The 17610-nt window shown below is 39.8% G+C and carries 18 protein-coding genes; all 18 read left to right on the top strand.

Annotated elements, in window-relative coordinates:
• Positions 1-11: 11 nt before the first annotated feature.
• The 18 genes from KJS37_RS01090 to KJS37_RS01005 all read left to right on the top strand — a co-directional run bounded on the left by KJS37_RS01090 (position 12) and on the right by KJS37_RS01005 (position 17535).
• Complete coding sequence (locus KJS37_RS01090; protein ID WP_213495498.1) at positions 12-539, top strand: F0F1 ATP synthase subunit delta; 528 nt, start codon at positions 12-14, stop codon at positions 537-539.
• Between the two features lie 65 nt (positions 540-604).
• Positions 605-2113 carry a F0F1 ATP synthase subunit alpha gene (gene atpA / locus KJS37_RS01085; protein ID WP_213495495.1) on the top strand — a complete coding sequence of 503 codons (1509 nt, stop codon included), beginning with the start codon at positions 605-607 and terminating at the stop codon, positions 2111-2113.
• A gap of 11 nt (positions 2114-2124) precedes the next feature.
• Entirely contained in the window at positions 2125-3006 is an 882-nt protein-coding gene (locus tag KJS37_RS01080; RefSeq protein WP_017368856.1) for a F0F1 ATP synthase subunit gamma, read from the top strand.
• 59 nt (positions 3007-3065) lie between these two features.
• Positions 3066-4475: a F0F1 ATP synthase subunit beta gene (atpD, locus tag KJS37_RS01075; protein ID WP_004259151.1), complete on the top strand. Its 1410-nt coding sequence runs from the start codon at positions 3066-3068 to the stop codon at positions 4473-4475.
• Between the two features lie 17 nt (positions 4476-4492).
• A complete protein-coding gene (locus KJS37_RS01070; protein WP_017368857.1) occupies positions 4493-4918 on the top strand; it encodes a F0F1 ATP synthase subunit epsilon in 426 nt (141 codons plus the stop codon).
• 184 nt (positions 4919-5102) lie between these two features.
• Positions 5103-5774, top strand: a complete 672-nt coding sequence (locus KJS37_RS01065; protein ID WP_213495738.1) for a hypothetical protein — start codon at positions 5103-5105, stop codon at positions 5772-5774.
• Positions 5775-5803: 29 nt separating this feature from the next.
• A complete protein-coding gene (locus KJS37_RS01060; RefSeq protein ID WP_213495493.1) occupies positions 5804-6592 on the top strand; it encodes a hypothetical protein in 789 nt (262 codons plus the stop codon).
• Between the two features lie 87 nt (positions 6593-6679).
• Complete coding sequence (locus KJS37_RS01055) at positions 6680-7597, top strand: lactate/malate family dehydrogenase (RefSeq protein WP_213495491.1); 918 nt, start codon at positions 6680-6682, stop codon at positions 7595-7597.
• A gap of 113 nt (positions 7598-7710) precedes the next feature.
• Positions 7711-8415 (top strand): histidine phosphatase family protein, encoded by a 705-nt coding sequence (locus KJS37_RS01050; RefSeq protein WP_165713165.1) that lies wholly within the window; start codon positions 7711-7713, stop codon positions 8413-8415.
• Positions 8399-9184, top strand: a complete 786-nt coding sequence (locus KJS37_RS01045) for a M15 family metallopeptidase (protein ID WP_213495489.1) — start codon at positions 8399-8401, stop codon at positions 9182-9184. Before KJS37_RS01050 ends, KJS37_RS01045 begins: the two co-directional genes overlap by 17 nt.
• Before the next feature lie 33 nt (positions 9185-9217).
• A complete protein-coding gene (locus tag KJS37_RS01040) occupies positions 9218-9622 on the top strand; it encodes a hypothetical protein (protein ID WP_096368618.1) in 405 nt (134 codons plus the stop codon).
• A 138-nt stretch (positions 9623-9760) separates the two neighbouring features.
• A complete protein-coding gene (gene hrcA, locus KJS37_RS01035; RefSeq protein WP_213495487.1) occupies positions 9761-10798 on the top strand; it encodes a heat-inducible transcriptional repressor HrcA in 1038 nt (345 codons plus the stop codon).
• Positions 10799-10801: 3 nt separating this feature from the next.
• Entirely contained in the window at positions 10802-11374 is a 573-nt protein-coding gene (gene grpE, locus KJS37_RS01030) for a nucleotide exchange factor GrpE (RefSeq protein ID WP_269457347.1), read from the top strand.
• 77 nt (positions 11375-11451) lie between these two features.
• The gene (dnaK, locus tag KJS37_RS01025) at positions 11452-13278 is read left to right on the top strand and encodes a molecular chaperone DnaK (RefSeq protein ID WP_213495485.1); all 1827 of its coding nucleotides are present in this window, start codon (positions 11452-11454) and stop codon (positions 13276-13278) included.
• A 148-nt stretch (positions 13279-13426) separates the two neighbouring features.
• Positions 13427-13825, top strand: a complete 399-nt coding sequence (locus KJS37_RS01020; RefSeq protein ID WP_213495483.1) for a Spx/MgsR family RNA polymerase-binding regulatory protein — start codon at positions 13427-13429, stop codon at positions 13823-13825.
• A gap of 166 nt (positions 13826-13991) precedes the next feature.
• A complete protein-coding gene (locus tag KJS37_RS01015) occupies positions 13992-14693 on the top strand; it encodes a DeoR/GlpR family DNA-binding transcription regulator (RefSeq protein ID WP_213495481.1) in 702 nt (233 codons plus the stop codon).
• Positions 14690-15616 carry a 1-phosphofructokinase gene (gene pfkB, locus KJS37_RS01010; RefSeq protein WP_213495479.1) on the top strand — a complete coding sequence of 309 codons (927 nt, stop codon included), beginning with the start codon at positions 14690-14692 and terminating at the stop codon, positions 15614-15616. Before KJS37_RS01015 ends, pfkB begins: the two co-directional genes overlap by 4 nt.
• Before the next feature lie 14 nt (positions 15617-15630).
• On the top strand, positions 15631-17535 hold the full coding sequence (locus tag KJS37_RS01005; protein ID WP_019292079.1) for a PTS fructose transporter subunit IIABC: 1905 nt from the start codon (positions 15631-15633) through the stop codon (positions 17533-17535).
• The last annotated feature ends 75 nt before the right edge of the window (positions 17536-17610 follow it).

The raw sequence follows: 17610 nt of genomic DNA, 5'->3' as shown, positions 1-17610 counted from the left end.
GTTGGTTGTAAATGACAACAGTCAATTCTCAAAAATACAGTAAAGCCTTGCTTGAAGTTGCAGAAGAACAATCTCAATTGGAAGTTATTCTTTCTGAGGTTAACGAACTGACACAACTTTTTAAAGAAGATGATCTTGCTTCTTTCTTCGGAACAGAAGTATACTCTACAACAGCAAAATCTGAAGTTATTGACAGTATCAAAGAAAATTCATCACCACTGATGAAAAATTTCCTTGATACTGTTCGTGCAAACGGACGATTAGCTGATTTATCAGAAATTCTTGCTGAAATTAAAAATACGGCAGACGATATGTTTAGGATTGCTGACGTAGAGGTCATTTCAAGCGTGAAATTAACCGAAACACAAATCGAAAAATTTGTTGCTCTCGCTAAATCAAAATTTGATTTGAACGAAGTAACAATCGTGAACACAGTAGATGAAAAGATTGTCGGTGGATTTATTGTAAATTCACGTGGAAAAATCATTGATGCTTCTGTCAAATCACAATTGGCAAAAATTGCCAAAGAGATTCTCTAAGAATCTCCTTTGAGAAATAATTCTCAGCCATTTAACATGAAAACTCAGAAAGGAGCAAAATACATTTGGCAATCAAAGCGAATGAAATCAGCTCACTGATTAAACAACAAATTGAAAATTTTACACCAGATTTTGAAGTTGCTGAAACTGGTGTCGTCACTTATGTTGGTGACGGTATCGCCCGTGCTTACGGCCTTGAAAATGCGATGAGCGGTGAGCTTGTCGAGTTTGATAACGGCGTATATGGTATGGCGCAAAACTTAGACAGTACAGACGTTGGTATTATCGTACTTGGTGATTTCCTTAGCATCCGCGAAGGAGACACAGTAAAACGTACAGGTAAAATCATGGAAATCCAAGTCGGTGAAGAACTCATCGGCCGTGTTGTAAATGCACTCGGACAACCCGTTGATGGCTTAGGCGACATCAATACAGGTAAAACACGTCCTGTAGAGGCTCCAGCTTCAGGTGTTATGCAACGTAAATCAGTTTCAGAACCTCTTCAAACTGGACTAAAAGCCATTGATGCACTTGTACCAATCGGTCGTGGTCAACGTGAGTTGATCATCGGTGACCGCCAAACAGGTAAAACATCCGTAGCTATCGATGCAATTCTTAACCAAAAAGGTAAAGACATCATCTGTATTTATGTTGCAATTGGTCAAAAAGAATCTACAGTTCGTACACAAGTTGAAGCACTCCGTAAACTTGGAGCTATGGATTATACAATCGTTGTAACAGCTTCAGCATCACAGCCATCACCTTTGCTTTATATCGCACCTTATGCGGGTGCAGCTATGGGTGAAGAGTTTATGTACAACGGAAAACACGTTCTTGTTGTTTACGATGATTTATCTAAACAAGCCGTGGCTTACCGTGAACTTTCACTCTTGCTCCGTCGTCCACCAGGTCGTGAAGCTTACCCAGGGGATGTCTTCTATCTCCACTCACGTCTTTTGGAACGTGCAGCGCAATTGAGCGATGACCTAGGTGGTGGTTCAATGACAGCTTTGCCTTTCATTGAAACACAAGCCGGAGATATCTCTGCCTATATCGCGACAAACGTTATCTCAATCACAGATGGACAAATCTTCCTCGAAAACGATCTTTTCTATTCAGGTATTCGTCCAGCCATTGATGCCGGATCTTCTGTATCCCGTGTTGGTGGTGCAGCGCAAATCAAGGCAATGAAAAAAGTTGCTGGTACTCTTCGTTTGGACTTGGCTTCATTCCGTGAACTTGAAGCATTTACACAATTTGGTTCTGACCTTGACGAAGCAACACAAGCTAAACTGAACCGTGGACGTCGTACAGTTGAAGTTTTGAAACAGCCATTACATAAGCCATTGGCAGTTGAAAAACAAGTTCTTATTCTTTATGCATTGACACATGGTCACCTTGATGATGTTCCTGTAGAAGATATTCTTGATTTTGAAGAAAAAATGTTTGATTTCTTCGATATCAACTATGCTGAACTTTTACAAGTCATCACAGATACTAAAGATTTGCCAGATGAAGCAAAACTTGACGATGCAATCAAAGCCTTCAAGAAAACTACAAATTACGTTAAATAAGGAGGTTCATTATGGGCGCTTCACTTAGCGAAATTAAATCAAAAATTGCTTCAACAGAAAAAACAAGTCATATCACTGGCGCCATGCAAATGGTATCCGCAGCGAAATTGCAAAAATCAGAAAAGATTGCGAAAACTTATCAGGTTTATGCAGATAAGGTGCGTCAAGTGACAACCGACTTGGTTGCTGCAGATCGTGGCCCCTCTAAAAATCCAATGATGACAAAACGTCCAGTTAAGAAAACAGGATATTTAGTTATCACTTCGGATCGTGGCCTTGTGGGAGGTTACAACTCCAATATCTTGAAGTCAGTCATGAATAAATTACGTGAAAAACACCAAGGGCCAGATGAATATTGTATTCTTGCCCTAGGTGGAACAGGAGCTGATTTTTTCCGCTCACGTAATGTAGAATTATCTTATGAATTACGTGGTTTGACTGACCAACCAAGTTTTGAAGAAGTTCGTGAAATTGTACGTCAGGCTGTATCTCGCTATCAAAATGAAGAATTTGATCAGCTCTATGTTTGCTACAATCACCATATCAATTCATTGACAAGTGAAGCTCGCATGCAAAAAATGCTTCCGATTACTTTTGATGAATCAGAGGAACCAGAAGAAGAAACACCAGTATCATTGGTGAGTTTCGAACTGGAACCAAGCCGTGAAGCTATTTTAGATCAGCTTTTACCTCAGTATGCCGAAAGCATGATTTACGGTGCGATTGTTGACGCTAAAACAGCTGAACATGCTGCAGGTATGTCGGCAATGCGTACAGCTACAGATAATGCTAAGACAGTGATTAACGATCTGACAATACAATATAACCGTGCGCGTCAAGCAGCAATTACACAAGAAATTACAGAAATTGTTGCAGGAGCCTCAGCGCTTTAAACACACGGTAACCTTTCTTAAAGAATTAAAGACAGAAAAATAAACTAGGAGGAAAAACATTGAGTTCTGGTAAAATTACTCAGGTCATTGGGCCCGTTGTCGACGTTGAATTTGCGTCAGGCGCGACTCTTCCTGAGATTAATAACGCACTTATCGTTTACAAAGATGTAGACGGCGTTAAAACTAAAATCGTCCTTGAAGTTGCTTTGGAACTTGGTGATGGTGCTGTACGTACTATCGCTATGGAATCAACTGATGGCTTGACACGTGGACTTGAAGTTCTCGATACAGGTAAAGCTATCAGCGTTCCTGTAGGTCAAGAAACACTTGGACGTGTCTTCAATGTACTTGGAGATGCTATTGATGGAGGCGAAGCATTTGCTGAAAATGCAGAACGTAGCCCGATCCATAAAAAAGCCCCATCTTTTGATGAACTTTCAACAGCAAATGAAATCCTCGTTACAGGGATTAAAGTCATTGATTTGCTTGCTCCATACCTTAAAGGTGGTAAGATTGGATTGTTCGGTGGTGCCGGAGTTGGTAAAACCGTCCTTATCCAAGAATTGATTCACAACATTGCCCAAGAACACGGTGGTATTTCAGTATTTACTGGTGTTGGGGAACGTACACGTGAAGGTAATGACCTTTATTGGGAAATGAAAGAATCAGGCGTTATTGAAAAAACAGCCATGGTCTTTGGTCAAATGAATGAACCACCTGGAGCACGTATGCGTGTTGCTCTTACTGGTTTGACAATTGCTGAATACTTCCGTGATGTGGAAAAACAAGACGTTTTGCTTTTCATTGATAATATCTTCCGTTTCACCCAAGCTGGTTCAGAAGTATCTGCCCTCTTAGGACGTATGCCATCAGCTGTTGGTTACCAACCTACATTGGCAACTGAAATGGGTCAACTTCAAGAACGTATCACTTCTACAAAACAAGGTTCTGTAACATCTATCCAAGCGATTTATGTCCCAGCCGATGACTATACTGACCCTGCGCCAGCAACAGCCTTCGCTCACTTGGATGCAACAACAAACTTGGAACGTCGTTTGACACAAATGGGTATCTATCCAGCCGTTGACCCATTGGCTTCTTCATCTCGTGCTCTTACACCTGAAATTGTTGGTGAAGAACACTATGCAGTAGCTATGGAAGTACAACGTGTGCTCCAACGTTATAAAGAATTACAAGATATCATTGCTATCCTTGGTATGGATGAATTATCTGATGATGAAAAAGTATTGGTTAATCGCGCACGTCGTATCCAATTCTTCCTCTCACAAAACTTTAACGTTGCTGAAACATTTACTGGTGTACCTGGATCATATGTACCAATCGAAAAAACTGTTGAAGATTTCAAAGCGATTCTTGATGGTAAATACGATTCAATCCCAGAAGATGCTTTCCGTGGTGTAGGCCCAATCGAAGATGTTCTCGAAAAAGCTAAAAAAATGGGTTACTAAGATAGGAGGTTGCTGAAATGAGTGAAAATGTCATGGCTATTCAAGTCATCACTCCTGCGGGTGTTATTTATGATCACCATGCAACCTACATTCTTGCGCATACGATTGGTGGGGACATGGGGATTTTACCCAACATGATTTCTACAATTGCTGGTTTACAAATTAGTGAACTTAAAGTGCGCCGTCCTGATGATGTGAAGCACGTTGATTATATTGCTGTCAATGGCGGTATCATCGAAGTAAAAGATAGCATGATTACAGTGATTGCAGATTCTGCTGAGCGTAATCGTGATATCGATGTTCCACGTGCGGAACGTGCAAAACTTCGAGCTGAAAAAGAGCTTGAAGAAGCTAAAGCAGCCCATAGGACTGATGAAGCTAAACGTGCAGAAGTTGCGCTTCATCGTGCGATTAACCGATTGAATGTATCGAAACATAATTAATAAATCAAAAAACATCCTTTGGATGTTTTTTTTTGTTTATTTAACATAAATGTAACAAAAAACAGCAAATTAAAATGTTAAAATGTAAACAATAAGTCTTTTTTTACTTTTTGGTGTACAAAAGGTTACATGAGATAGAAAATTGGAATGTTTTGGAAATCTAATGATAGAGAGAAAGGAAACTATGGGAAAGGAGGAGAGTGTGGCGCTGGATCATTGTCAAGAATTGATGGAAACAATCGAAACAATCGAAGAAAAGCTCCATCAGCTTGAAGTTATAAACATTGAATTTCATCAAGAAATTCAGAACAAAATTAATCATCGCTCGGCATTATTGTCTTTTAGCTTCCCTGTCCTTATCTTGGCTTTTTATATTATAAATGATTTCTCATTTGTACAGGGGCATGAACAGTTAGGACGTTCGGTTTTAGAGACGTTTTTAATCACATTCATGCTAAGCTTTGCATTGTGTGCACTTGGGATTTTCTTAAATGATATTTTTAAAAAAATATTCGGAAGTAATACTCTTCCTATCGGTCGAAAAGCTTTAGTTAAGCAACTTTTCCCTAAATACAATGAAAAAAGGCAATTATTGATTGAAAGCTTAAAAGAGGCGTTAGCATGTGAGACATTAACAAGTACTGATGTTCCTGAAAAGTATCTGAACGCCAAGAGCTTGGGGTATATTATTGAAGCTTTAAGTGTAGAGGATGCTCGAACTTTATATGAAGCAGTTAAGCTGTTGGAGTTAGAGATAAAAAATGCTCGTGTGGAGCAGAGCTTGCTTGCTGAACCAAGCACCCTTCGAGCGCAAAAAGCGATTGCAAATCAGCAGGAGTTTGAAAAGGGTGTTTAACAAAAATAATGAGAGAGGAGGAAAAGATAATGAGAAAGAAAAGATATTGCATGCTCTTAGCAACCATGATATTATTAGGGCAAATCATCATTCCTAATCCGAGTAAAGTATATTCTGCTTCAGTGGCACGTGTGCAATCTCAGATGCTGCAGGATAATAATATTGGGAGTTCTATAACTGAAGGATCAAATACAGATGTAGTACCAACAACGCCTGAAAATCCACAGCCCATTACGCCAACGATGCCTCCGCTTGTGCCAGAAAAACCAGATATCACACTTCCGCCAGTAACGATAGGCGAGCCTGTTCCTATTACGCCGACAGTGCCAATTAAGCCAGACAATACTCTTCCCTTGGTAACTGTGGGCGAACCCGTTCCTATTATCCCTACAGCACCACCAATAATACCAGAGCAGCCGGATATTAGCCTTCCTACAGTGTCACTCCCAACACCAGAAACAGAAGAGACTTCAGCAAAATCTCAGGATACAAATAATCGGAAAACAAATAGCCATGATAAAAAGGTGGAAACAGAAACTGCCACGACAGAGGCTAAAGATACAGTAGTTAAAACTTCTACTCAAGAGGAAGTTCTTCGCCTTCCGCAGACAGGGATAGAAACTAATGTTTCATGGACACCACAGTATTTTTCTACTAATTCAGCAGTAAATGCTGATAAAGAGGCCGAAGAGCGTAAACATACTATAGCTGTGCATGCAGCTGGGACGGGAGGTGTAGTAACAGGAGTTGGAACATCTGTATTACTTTTAGGAATCCTAAAAAAAGCAAGTTGGCTAAAACAGTTCTTGGGTAAATAAAAGAAAAAATCTCTGAAAAAAGGGATTTTTTTTGATACAATGAAACAAACAATGAGGAGAACCCTCTATAATTTAAAGGAGATTCAGATGCGTAAAGTAGGTATAATTGGGTTAGGGAATGTCGGAGCAATGATCGCTCAAATGATTGTTCAAGCAGGCTATGTTGATGAATTAGTCCTTATTGATAAAAATACTGCCAAGTCTAAAGCTGAAGCTTTTGATATGCTTGATGCAGCTAGTCTACTCAACAGTCATACTAAGATTACAGTCGGTGATTATCCAGATCTCTCTGATGCAGAAGTCGTTATTTCTGCCTTGGGTCACATCAAAGCTCTCGATGCTCAAGATCGTTTCCAAGAGTTGAAAATTAATACACCCATGGTTAAAGCAGTTGCAGATGAAATCAATGCTTCAGGCTTTAATGGTGTTTTCTTAATCGTAACTAACCCTAACGACGTGATTGCACAGCTTTATTCACAAGCTCTTAACTTACCAAAAAACCAAGTTTTTGGAACAGGAACATATCTGGACTCTGCACGTTTACACCGCTATATTGCTGAAGAAGCTGGCGTAGATGCGAGAAGTGTGAATGGTTATATGCTCGGTGAGCATGGGGATTCACAATTTGCAGCATGGTCAACAGTAAACATTGGCGGTGTACCCTTTGAAAAAACTGCAGCAACAAACAATTTTGACCTTGAAAAAATTGAAAATTCAGCACGTCATGGCGGCTTCATTGTTTATGAAGGAAAAGGCTATACGAACTTCGCTATTGCTGCAGCTTCAGTGAGTCTGATGAATCTCATTTTATCTGATGCTAAAGCAGCTGTAGTCTGCTCACACTACGATGCTGAATTGGATGCGTATTTGTCAACGCCAGCACTTGTTGGGCGTGATGGAGCACAAGCTTACCCAGGATTTATTGATAGTATCACCAAAGAAGAAGCTGATAAGTTGAAAGACTCAGCACGTGAGATTCAAGAGAAGATTAAAAAATTTAGCTAAGAATACTACATAGATAGAAAATCTCTTCCGTAGGAAGAGGTTTTTTTCTCTGTTCAATTGCTTTGAAATAAAGTATAATTAAGGATATATATAATAGAAGACAAGGTGAGTTCATGGTTGAGATTTATTTGGTAAGACACGGAAAAACAATGTTTAATACAATCGGTAGAGCCCAAGGTTGGTCGGATACGCCCCTCACTGCAGAAGGTGAGCGCGGCGCTATGGAGTTGGGACTGGGTTTCAAATCCAAAGGTTTGAAGTTTGATCGTGCATATTCTTCTGACTCTGGGAGAACGATACAAACGATGGGCTTTATCTTGGAATACTCTGAGAATAAGGATATTCCTTATAAGATGGATAAACGTATTCGGGAATGGTGCTTTGGTTCTTTTGATGGGGGCTATGATGGAGAACTTTTTGATGGCGTTCTTCCTATTATATTTGCTGAAAAAGGTATGCAAGAGTCAGGGAAATTTCCTTCAGATGAAGAACTGGCGCGTGCAATCTATGAAGTAGATACAGCTGGATGGGCAGAGACATGGGAAGAGCTCTCTGGCCGCATTATGAATGGCTTTTCTGATATGGCCACTGAAGCAGAAGCTGCTGGAGCTAAGAATATCGTCATAGTCAGTCATGGTATGACTATCGCAAGCTATATCAAGATGCTTCAACCAGATAAAGAACGCCCTCATAATTTGGATAATGGTTCCGTGACACATCTTACTTTTGAAAATGGCAATTTTGAAGTGGGAGATATCGGGTCAATGGAGTATCGTAAACTTGGAGCAGAGATTGTAGAACATGCAAAGAAGAACTAAAAAAAGAAAACTAAAAAAAGGAAGAGTCATTGGAAGTTTTATCATTCTCATGGCTCTCATTGGACTATGTGTATTTGCTGTGAGTAAGCTTAAACCACAAGGGACGAAGCAAACAGCTGAATCAAGCCAGACTTCATCTTCAAGTTCGACAGCTGAAAGTAAAACCACCGATTTACCTAAGGCTCATCGTTCTGACTGGAATTTGGTTCTAGTAAATAGGGAAAATCCAAAAGAGGAACTCTCCCCAGAACTTACGACTGTTGGCAGTGTACAGGTTGATCAACGTATTGCAGATGCTCTTGTTAAATTTTTGGCAGCAGCGCAAGCTATTGATCCCTCAGAACACTTGATTTCAGCGTATCGCTCTGTAGCTTATCAAGAGCAACTTTTTAACACTTATGTGGAAAATGAAATGATTGGAGCTGCAGGATCAGTGAATAACACTGGGCAACCCATATCTCGTGAAGAAGCTGAAACTAATGTTAAAACTTATTCACAGCCCGCGGGTAGCTCAGAACACCAAACAGGGTTAGCTGTGGATATGTCGACAGTGGACGCTTTAAATCAAAGTCCTGAAGACATAGTTGCACAAGTGAAGAAAATCGCGCCCGAATATGGTTTTGTACTTCGTTTCCCAGAAGGTGGAAAATCATCCACCGGTGTCGATTATGAGGATTGGCATTTTCGCTATGTAGGTGTGGATAATGCCAAGTATATGGCGAAACATAACCTTACCCTCGAAGAATACTTGAAGTTATTACCCCAGTAAAAAATAAAGGGACTTAAAAGGAGTCACACACAAATGTTGAATAAAGCTTACTTGATTTTATATGCTAATATTGCCTTGTTTCTCTACACTTTGATGATTACTACACAGCGACTTTTAGCATCACCCAATACTTTTACGACTGTTTTTCAAAATACAAGCCGTACAGTAACAGGTTTTATCAATAAAACTCTGGCTCCCGTAGCCCAATGGCAGAATATAATAGAAATACTCTTAGTGTTCCTCCTTATCTTACTCATACTTCGCTTTTTCAATGTGGGGTTGTGGGTTTTAGAGATAGCAGCTGTCTTGGTATTCATTGATTGGGGTTATCAATATCTCATACATCAGCAAAATTTAACACTATTATTTCCCCTAGCGGTCATGCTTGTTAGCCTCTTTAGCATTCGTTTCATTGCAAAAGAAGTGGGATTTATTTAAAAGGATCAAAAATTAGCACTCTATAAAAAAGAGTGCTAATTTTTGGTTTTTTTGCTTGACAAGATAGGAGATAAGGGTTATAATAATATTGTTAGCACTTGAGGGTGTTGAGTGCTAAAGGTGGAGAAAGGAGACAAAATGATTACAGAACGGCAACAGCAGATTTTGGATTTGATTGTCTCACTTTACGCGAAAGAGCATACACCTGTAGGTTCTAAAGCTTTATTAGAACAGATTAAAGCTTCGAGTGCGACAATCAGAAATGATATGAAAGCATTGGAAAATCTTGGACTCATTCAAAAAGAACATACATCAAGTGGACGTGTTCCTAGTATTTCAGGTTACAAATACTTTGTAGAAAATGTATTACGCCTGGAAGAATTTACACAAAATGATCTTTTTCAGATTATGAAATCTTTTGACGGTGAGTTTTATCGTTTATCTGATTTATTTGAAAGAGCAAGCGAGGTTCTCTCAAGATTGACGGGCTTAACTTCCTTCGTGCTTAATGTTCCCCAGAAAGAGCAAGTCTTGCAGTCCTTTGAACTTGTCACTTTAGATAATCATTCGATGTTGACAGTGATGACCTTAGCGACAGGTGAACTTAGGACAAATCAGTTTGTACTTCCAAAAAGCATGAGTGAACATGACCTGCAAGTCTTTACAAAGTTGATTAAAGAACGCCTAGTAGGTAAGAAAGTTCTCGATGTACATTATGCATTGAGAACGGACATCCCGCAGATAGTACAGCGTTACTTTAAAACAACAGGCGATGTCTTGGAACTCTTTGAATCAGTCTTTGCAGACTTATTCACAGAGCATTTGACAAGTAGCGGACGTGAGTATGTCTTTGACTTTGCAACAGACAATCTTTCTGAGCTTTATAAAATTTTAAGCGACGACACACGTATGGCTCAAGAAATACGAGAATTAACAAGTACAGATGAGATGCGTTCGGTTGTCATTGATAATATGTCTTATTTTGCCAACCTGACGTTGATAAGTCAAAAGTTTGCTATTCCATATCGTGGTTTAGGAACGCTGACAGTCATTGGTCCTGTAGAACAAGATTATCAAAAAACCTTGAGTACACTAGACTTACTTGCAAAAGTCCTAAGTATGAAACTCATGGACTACTACCGTTACCTTGATGGTAACCATTACGAGATAAGTTAATATATGAAATTATTTAAAAGAAAAGGAAACAATATGGCTGAAGAAAATAAAGAAGAATTGAAGAAAAAAGATCAGGAAGAAGAAGTTGTCGAAGAGCTTACTGAAGAAGCACTTGAAGATATCGTCGAAGAAGAAGTTTCTGAGCTTGATGCAGCTGTAGCAAAGGCTGAAGAATGGGAAAATAAATTTCTCCGCATTAGTGCAGAAATCCAAAATATTCAACGCCGTGCCAACGAAGAACGTACAAGCATCCTGAAATACCGTTCACAAGATTTGGCGAAAAAGATTTTGCCAAGCTTGGATAACTTGGAGCGTGCTCTTGCAGTTGAAGGGTTGACAGAAGATGTTAAAAAAGGTTTGGAGATGACACGCGAGAGCTTGATTAACGCACTTAAAGAAGAAGGCGTTACAGAAGTCAAAGCAGACGGTGCCTTTGATCCAAACTTCCATATGGCTGTACAAACAGTTCCAGCTGATGATGAACATCCTGCAGATCATGTCGTTCAAGTCTTCCAAAAAGGCTATCAGATCCATGATCGTATCCTTCGTCCAGCAATGGTCGTTGTTGCACAATAAGAAACAAGAAGTGACCGAAATGTCCTTAAACTATAAGAATAGATAAAAACAATAAAATAAAAAAAGAGGTAAAGCATATGTCTAAAATTATTGGTATTGACCTTGGTACAACAAACTCAGCAGTAGCAGTCCTTGAAGGAACTGAAGCAAAAATTATTCCAAATCCAGAAGGAAACCGTACAACACCATCTGTTGTCGCTTTTAAAAATGGTGAAATTCAAGTCGGTGATGCCGCAAAACGTCAAGCAGTAACAAACCCAGATACAATCATCTCTATCAAATCTAAAATGGGTACAAGTGAAAAAGTTTCTGCCGGTGGGAAAGAATACACACCTCAAGAAATTTCAGCAATGATTCTTCAAAACTTGAAAGCAACAGCAGAAGCATACTTGGGTGAAAAAGTTGACAAAGCAGTTATCACTGTTCCAGCTTACTTCAACGACGCACAACGACAAGCCACAAAAGATGCTGGTAAAATCGCTGGTCTTGAAGTAGAACGTATCGTTAACGAACCAACAGCAGCAGCTCTTGCTTACGGTATGGATAAACAAGACAAAGATGAAAAAATTCTTGTCTTTGACCTTGGTGGTGGTACATTTGACGTTTCAATCCTTGAATTAGGTGATGGTGTCTTCGATGTATTGTCAACAGCAGGTAACAACAAACTTGGTGGTGATGACTTTGACCAAGCCATCATTGATTACATGGTCGCAGAATTCAAGAAAGAAAACGGCATTGATCTTTCACAAGATAAAATGGCCCTTCAACGTTTGAAAGATGCAGCTGAAAAAGCGAAAAAAGACCTTTCAGGTGTAACTTCTACTCAAATTTCATTGCCGTTCATCACAGCAGGCGCTGCTGGCCCACTTCACTTGGAAATGACACTTACACGTGCTAAATTTGACGAATTGACTGCTTCATTGGTTGAAGCAACACGCGAACCTGTACGTCAAGCCCTTTCTGATGCTGGTCTTTCAACTTCTGATATCGATGAAGTTCTTCTTGTTGGTGGTTCAACTCGTATCCCAGCAGTTGTTGATCTTGTTCAAAAAGAAACAGGTAAAACACCAAACAAATCTGTTAACCCAGACGAAGTTGTTGCTATGGGTGCAGCAATCCAAGGTGGTGTCATCACTGGTGACGTTAAAGACGTTGTCCTTCTTGACGTAACTCCACTTTCACTTGGTATTGAAACAATGGGTTCTGTATTTACAAAACTTATCGAACGTAATACAACAATTCCAACATCTAAATCACAAGTCTTCTCAACTGCAGCAGATAACCAACCAGCAGTAGATATCCACGTCCTTCAAGGTGAGCGTCCAATGGCAGCAGATAACAAATCATTGGGTCGCTTCCAATTGACAGATATCCCTGCCGCACCACGTGGTGTGCCACAAATCGAAGTCACATTCGACATCGACAAAAACGGTATCGTATCTGTTAAAGCAAAAGATTTGGGTACGCAAAAAGAACAAACAATCGTTATCAAATCTAACTCAGGTCTTTCTGACGAAGAAATCGATAAAATGATGAAAGATGCTGAAGCAAATGCTGATGCTGACGCAAAACGTAAAGAAGAAGTAGACACACGTAACGAAGCGGATGCTCTTGTTTTCCAAACTGAAAAAACAATCAAAGAACTTGAAGGTAAAGTTGACGAAGCAGAAGTTAAAAAAGCAGAAGATGCTAAAGAAGAGTTGAAGAAAGCTCTTGAAGGTGAAGACATTGCCGATATCAAAGCTAAATCAGAAGCACTTAGCGAAATTGCGCAAAATCTCGCAGTAAAACTTTACGAACAAGCCAGTGCTGAACAAGCAGCAGCAGAAGGACAAGAAGCTGGATCAGAAGAAGGTCCTAAAGATGACAATACTGTTGATGGTGACTTTGAAGAAGTTAAATAAAACCGTAGTTCATAAAATAAAAAAGTTCGAGATATTGATGCTCGGCTTTTTTATTTTTTCTGAAAACCATTTCATTTGTTTTCAATCTCATAAAATAGGATAATAAAAATAAGAAAGAGAACCTGGACGTGATAGAAAGGAGGTTGGCATGCTTAAGATTTATACCATCTCCTCTAATCAGGAGACGAAAGCAGTAGAGAGCTGGCTCTATGCCCATAAAGTCAAGTTTGTCGAAGTTGATCTTCTCAAAGAACTGGTTTCGACTGAGGAAATTCTCCGAATTGTTTCTTTAACTGAACATGGAGTTGAAGAGATTATCGCAACAGAAACTCGGGCTTACACACGTTTGAACCTTAATTTCAATGACTTGAAGTTAGAAGATTTTATGGAGCTGTTAGAAGAAAATGCTACTCTATTGAAAGTTCCACTTATGTTGGATGAAAAACAACTTCAAATCGGTTTTGATGAAGAAAAGATGCAAAGGTTTTTAGAAAAGCCAAGTAAAAAAGTTACTGACATAGAACAGCAAGAAATGCAAACAGGCTAGGTTCTCTAAAGAGCAAAGGAATCGCAATTCCTGGCTCTTTTTTATTTAAGAATAGTATATGAAGGAAATCTATATAAATTTTTTTGTAGTTTTTGGAAGTTTTTGATTGACTTTGAAAGAAAATGGTGTATAATATAAATGTAAACGAATTCAGGAGGAGGATCATATGCTCGCGACAGAACGCAAGGAAAAAATAATGGGCTTGCTCAAAGAGCAAAGAACAGCGACTTTAGAAGAACTTTCAACAATAACTCAAGCTTCTGTGTCGACTTTAAGAAGAGATCTCAATGAGCTTGAAGAAGAAAATGCCTTACGTCGTGTTCATGGAGGCGCAGAACTCCAACAAGATCTTTCAGAAGAGTTATCTATCTTTGAGAAATCTTCCAAAAACGTTCAAGAAAAAGAAAAAATCGCAGCTATAGCTTTTGAAAAGATAAAAGAAGGCGACATTATTTACTTGGATGCTGGAACTACAGTTGCGCCACTTTGCCATTTGCTTAATCAGTCGGGCAAACGTGTCACTATCGTGACCAATTCGATTAGCCATTTACCAAAATTAACCAGTGAAAACCTCATCGTTTATTTGCTTGGTGGTCGAGTGAAACGTCAAACTGATGCCATCATTGGCAGTTCGGCCATCGCTCAACTTAGTACTTACCGTTTTAATCTTGCATTTATCGGAGCCAATGCTTTTGATGAAGAGCTGGGGGCTATGACACCGGACAGTGAAGAAGCTGCGATTAAGACACAGGCCATTCGTCAAAGCCGGACAAGCTATCTCCTCCTGGACAGTAGTAAAATCGGTCAAACAAGCTTTGTTAAGTTTGCAGAAAGTGACCAAATAAAACTTATAACGGAGAAATTATGATATACACAGTAACACTAAATCCAGCATTAGATTATTTCATGGATTTTGATCAGGCTGAACTTGGACAAGTCAACCGAGCGACAGAAACGCGTATGCTTCCTGGTGGTAAAGGGATTGTTGAAAGTCGCATGATGTCCCTTTTAAAGGTAGAAAATACGGCTCTTGGTTTTCTTGGTGGTTTCCCTGGGAAATTCATTCAAGATTATCTTGAAAATATCGGAAGTCAGTCCGATTTCACTCCAATTGCAGGAACAACACGTATTAATACAAAAATCAAAGTCAATGCGCAAGAGGAAACCTCCTTTGATGCTGCTGGACCAGACTTATCAGATGCTGAAATTCAGGCCTTCCTAAGTAAATTTGACGCCTTGCAAAGTGATGACATTGTCGTTTTTGCTGGTACTATCCCTAAAGCTTTAGGGGAAGATTTCTATGAAGTCTTGATTGAGAAAGTAAAAGCCAGAGGCGCACAGTTTGCTATTGATGTTGACGGACAAAAGTTGCTGAAAACATTGAAACATGAGCCACTCGTCATTAAACCTAATCGTGAAGAATTGGAAGAAATCTATTCTGTTAAGTTTAAATCCAAAGAAGATATTATCCCTTATGGTCAAAAACTTTTAGCAGAAGGGGCACAAAATGTCATGATTTCTATGGCAGGTGATGGTGCTTTACTCTTCACAGGTAAGGAAACTTATTTTGCCGCTCCAATCAAAGGAGAGTTGAAAAACTCTATCGGTGCAGGAGATTCAACAGTTGCAGGTTTCCTTGCGGAATGGAGCCGCAGCCAGGATACTTTAGCTGCCTTTAAACAAGGTGTTGCCTGTGGTACAGCTAAGGTCTTCTCAGAAGACATGCCGAGTGAAAGCTTCTTAAAAGAATGCTTTGAAAAAGTAACAATCGAAAAAATAAACGAAGATTAGAAAAGAGGAAGATTATGGAAATCAAAGATTTACTCAAAACAGAAGTCATGATTTTGGACCTTCAAGCAACGACTAAAGAAGCTGCCGTGGATGAAATGGTAAACAAGTTAGTCGCAGAAGGTTACGTCAGTGATTTTGATACATTTAAAGCTGGAATTATGGCTCGTGAAGCACAAACTTCAACTGGTTTGGGCGATGGTATTGCCATGCCACACAGCAAGAACAAAGCAGTTAACGAAGCTGTTGTCCTGTTTGCAAAATCAAATGCAGGTGTGGATTATGCAGCCCTAGACGGACAACCTGTCAATCTTTTCTTCATGATTGCAGCACCAGAAGGCGCAAATGACACACACTTGGAAGCTTTAGCACAACTTTCTAAGTTCCTCTTGCAAGCTGGATTTACAGACAAAGTAAAAGAAGCAAAATATCCGCGTCAAGTGTTAGAGCTTTTCTCTGAAGATACAGAAGAAATTGAGCAAGTCACTGATAGCGAGCATTATGTTTTAGCCGTAACAGCATGTACGACAGGTATTGCACACACTTATATGGCTGAAGAAGCACTTAAAAAACAAGCTGCTGAAATGGGCATCGCCATCAAAGTTGAAACAAATGGGGCGCGTGGGATTGACCACAAGCTGACTGCTGAAGATATTCAAAAAGCTGACGGTATCATCGTTGCAGCGGATAAGAAAGTGGAAATGAATCGTTTTGCAGGGAAACCGATGGTGCAAGTTCCTGTCGCTGCCGCTATTCGTCAACCCGAAGAACTCATTAATAAGGCAGTTTCTGGTAATGCACCAAAATTTGAAGCTGATGCCGCTGATGAGGCAAAAGAAGAAAGCTCTGGCGGTATTGGTAAAGCCTTCTACAAACACCTTATGGGTGGTGTATCTGCAATGTTACCATTCGTTGTTGGTGGTGGTATCTTGATTGCTCTTGCCTTCTTGATAGACCAATCAATGGGTGTTCCTAAAGATCAATTGGCCAACCTTGGTTCTTATCATCCGATTGCGGCTTACTTTAAAAATATCGGGGGCGCAGCCTTTGCTTTCATGCTTCCAGTCCTAGCTGGTTTTATCGCCAACTCAATTGCAGATAAACCTGGTTTAGTTGCAGGTTTCGTTGCGGGTTCAATGGCTGCCTCTGGTCTTGCCTTTGGTAAACTTGATCCAGCTACAATGATTCCATCAGGTTTCCTTGGCGCTTTAGTTGGTGGTTTCATTGCTGGTGGTGTTATTATCCTCTTGCGTAAGCTCTTGACTGTCTTGCCTAAATCGTTAGATGGGATTAAAGCAATCTTGATTTTCCCACTTTTAGGGACATTCATCACAGGATTGCTCATGCTTTTCATCAATATTCCGATGGCAGCAATCAATACAGGCCTTTCAAACTTCTTGAACAGCCTTAATGGAGCATCAGCTTTAGTTCTTGGTATTATCGTTGGTGGTATGATGGCAGTTGACCTTGGTGGACCAATTAACAAAGCTGCTTATATCTTCGGTACAGGAACATTGGCCGCAAGTGTTGCTACTGGTGGCTCAGTCGTTATGGCAGCGGTTATGGCTGGTGGTATGGTTCCACCTCTTGCAACTACAGTTGCCGTCCTCTTCTTCAAAAATAAATTTACAAAAGAAGAACGTCAATCAGGTTTAACAAATATTGTTATGGGACTTTCATTTATTACAGAAGGTTCCATCCCATTTGGTGCTGCTGACCCAGCACGTGCTATTCCTTCATTTGTTGTTGGTTCAGCCTTAGCAGGTGGACTCGTTGGTGCGGCAGGTCTTAAATTGATGGCACCACACGGGGGTATCTTCGTCTTAGCTCTAACAAATGGCCCACTTTTATACCTTCTCTTTGTTTTGATTGGTGCTCTTGTTTCTGGTTTGATGTTCGGTTATTTGAAAAAAGAAAAATAGTATTTTAAATAACAAAAAAGCTTGAATTTCAGCAACAAATCTGTTAGAATATTAAGGTCTAACAAACTTTGGTCT

The organism is Lactococcus formosensis (assembly GCF_018403745.1).
In the GTDB taxonomy this organism is placed as follows: Bacteria; Bacillota; Bacilli; order Lactobacillales; family Streptococcaceae; genus Lactococcus; species Lactococcus formosensis.
The sequence above is the reverse complement of the archived record's forward strand: the minus strand, read 5'-3'. Positions and strand labels throughout refer to the sequence as shown.